General features: G+C 72.1%; 2 protein-coding genes and 1 pseudogene. 2 read left to right on the top strand and 1 reads right to left on the bottom strand.

Features of this window, described 5'->3' with window-relative positions:
- Positions 1-516: dTDP-4-dehydrorhamnose 3,5-epimerase family protein (locus ACFV20_RS36650; protein WP_385665419.1), on the bottom strand; the 516-nt coding region annotated here is incomplete at its 3' end.
- Positions 517-766: 250 nt separating this feature from the next.
- Between ACFV20_RS36650 and ACFV20_RS36645 the strand changes: the two genes are divergently transcribed.
- Both ACFV20_RS36645 and ACFV20_RS36640 read left to right on the top strand, forming a co-directional pair.
- Positions 767-2,113 (top strand): FAD-dependent oxidoreductase, encoded by a 1,347-nt coding sequence (locus tag ACFV20_RS36645; RefSeq protein ID WP_385665416.1) that lies wholly within the window; start codon positions 767-769, stop codon positions 2,111-2,113.
- A gap of 43 nt (positions 2,114-2,156) precedes the next feature.
- Positions 2,157-2,910, top strand: a pseudogene (locus tag ACFV20_RS36640) (glycosyl transferase); the annotation flags it as partial.

The following is a 2,910-nucleotide window of genomic DNA, read 5'->3' as shown; positions in this document are numbered from 1 at the left end:
ACCGGGGGCCGAGGAGTCCCGTTCCGAGAGGATCGGAGTGACCTCCGGCGGCCAGCCGATGCCCACCTCCGGATCCAGCGGATTCAAGCCATGTTCGAGCCGGGGGTCGTAGGCCGCCGAGCACAGGTAGGCGATCACCGCCTCGTCGCTCAGCGTGAGGAAACCGAAGCCCAGGCCCGCGGAGACGTACAGCGCCCGCCCCGTGGCCTCGTCGAGTTCGACGGTCCGCCAGTCCCCGAACGTGGGCGACCCCACCCGGATGTCGACGACGGCGCCGAGCACCCTGCCGCGCAGGCAGCTGAAGTACTTGGCCTGGCCGGGTACGCCTCCGGCGAAGTGGATGCCGCGCAGCACCCCCCGGGAGGAGATCGCGCAGTTCGCCTGCCGCAGATCGAAGGGGTGGCCGACGGTGCGGCGGAAGGGCTCGTCCTGGAACCACTCGCGGAACGAGCCCCGTTCGTCGCGGAAGATCTTCTTCTCGTCCGTCCACGCTCCCGAGATCCCGATCGGCTTCATCGCTCGTCCCTTCTCTCGACGACTCGCGGGAGGCGGCCGAAGGGTCCGCCGGGCCCGTCGAAACGCCGCAGTCTAGGCGGGCGGCGCGGCGGACAGGGGCGTGCGGCGCCCGGCCGTCCCAGCTCAGCACACCGGGAGATGCAGGTCGGTGACACGCGACGTGACGATGCAACGGTCCGAGGCCCGGTTGCCCGGACGACGGCCCACAGGAGCCATCGGAGCCATCGGAGCCAACGGAGGCGGACCGCAGATGACCAAGCACGCCCGTGACCGCGCGGTAGTCCTCGGTGCAGGGATGGCGGGGCTGCTCGCCGCGCGCGTCCTGTCCGAGACGTACAAGGAAGTGCTGGTGATCGACCGGGACCGGTTGGGCGGCAAGGAGCAGCGCCGCGGTGTCCCGCACGGCCGCCACGCCCATGCCCTGCTGGCCAAGGGGCAGCAGATCCTCAACGAGCTCTTCCCCGGTCTCGACACCGAACTCACCTCGGCCGGGATCCCCGCCGGGGACATCGCGGGCAACCTGCGGTGGTACTTCAACGGCCGCCGGCTCCAGCCCTCGAACACCGGGTTGATCAGCGTCTCGGCCACGCGGCCCGAGCTGGAGTCCCACGTGCGCGACCGGGTCGCCGCGCTGCCGCAGGTGACGATCATGGACGGGTGCGTCATCCGCGGCCTGACCGCCTCGGCCGACCGCAGCCGCGTCACCGGCGTCGAGGTGGTCGACGAGTCGGGCACGGACACTCCCGCGCACCTGGAGGCCGACCTCGTCGTCGACGTCACGGGGCGCGGCTCGCGAACCCCCGCCTGGCTGGAGGAGTTCGGGTACGAGCGGCCCGCGGAGGACCGCTTCAAGATCGACCTGGCCTACACCACGCGCCACTTCAAGCTCAAGGAAGACCCGTACGGCACGGACCTGTCGATCAACCCGGTGGCGTCGCCGAGCAACCCCCGCGGCGCGTTCTTCCCCCGGCTCGCCGACGGCAGCTCCCAGCTCTCCCTGACCGGAATCCTCGGCGACCACCCGCCCACCGACGACGAGGGCTTCCTGGCCTTCGCCAAGTCGCTGGCCGCGCCGGAGATCTACCGGGCCGTCCGCGACGCCGAGCCCCTCGACGAACCGGTCACCTTCCGCTTACCGGCGAGCGTCCGCCGCCGCTACGAGCGGCTGCGCCGCTTCCCCGGAGGGTTCCTCGTCATGGGCGACGGCGTGTGCAGCTTCAACCCCGTCTACGGCCAGGGCATGACGGTCGCCGCGCTGGAGGCCGTGGCGCTGCGCGACCACCTGCGGGACGCCCCGGTCCCCGACGCGCTGCGTTTCTTCCGGCGCATCTCCACGGTCATCGACGTCCCGTGGGACATCGCCGCCGGAGCGGACCTGAACTTCCCCGGGGTGGAGGGCCCCCGGACCATGAAGGTGAAGATGGCCAACGCCTACATGGCCCGCCTGCACGCGGCGGCGGCCGTCGACGGCGAGGTGACCGGGGCGTTCTTCCGGGTGGCCGGACTGGTGGACCCCCCGCAGGCCCTGATGCGGCCCGGCCTCGCCATGCGGGTCATGCGGAACTCCTCGGCCAAGCAGTCGGGGGCGGCCGTATGACCGCGCGGGCCGTCCGGGCCGGCCGCCGGGGGCTGGAGCCGACATGCGGGTGATGATCACGGTTTTCCCGGCGCGGGCGCACTTCCTGCCCCTGGTGCCCTACGCCTGGGCCCTGCAGAGCGCCGGCCACGAGGTGTGCGTCGTGGCGCCCCCGGGCTATCCCACCGGTGTGGCCGACCCCGACTTCCACGAGGCCGTCACCGCGGCCGGCCTGAAGTCGGTGACCTGCGGGCAGCCTCAGCCGCTGGCGGTCCACGACCGCGACGACCCCGGCTACGCGGCGATGCTGCCGACCGCGGCAGAGTCCGAGAGCTTCGTGCGCGCGCTCGGAATCAGCGACGAGGAGCGCCCCACCTGGGACGTCTTCTACCACTTCACCCTGCTGGCGATCCGCGACTACCACCCGCCCCGGCCGCGGCAGGACGTGGACCAGGTGATCGAGTTCGCCCGGGTCTGGCAGCCCGATCTGGTGCTGTGGGACGCCTGGTTCCCCTCCGGCGCCGTCGCGGCGCGGGTCACCGGCGCGGCGCACGCACGGGTGCTCGTCGCCCCCGACTACACCGGCTGGGTCACCGAGCGGTTCGCCGCCGCGGGGCCCGCGGCGGGGGTCGCCAATCCCCTGGCCGAGACGATGCGGCCGCTGGCGGAGCGGTACGGGGTGGAGGTCGACGACGACCTCCTGCTCGGGCAGTGGACGGTCAATCCGTTCCCGGCGCCGATGAACCCGCCGACCCGGCTTACGAACGTCCCGGTGCGCTACGTGCCCTTTTTCGTTTACAGATTTATGCGATCGTTGG

Source organism: Streptomyces sp. NPDC059696 (assembly GCF_042733745.1).
GTDB lineage: Bacteria > Actinomycetota > Actinomycetes > Streptomycetales > Streptomycetaceae > Streptomyces.
Note: the sequence above shows the minus strand (reverse complement) of the source record. Positions and strands in the feature narration are given on the sequence as shown.

What these genes read in the sequence shown, in the direction of transcription:
- ACFV20_RS36645 (WP_385665416.1), top strand. Translation starts at nt 767, where the DNA reads ATGACCAAGCACGCCCGTGACCGCGCGGTAGTCCTCGGTGCAGGGATG.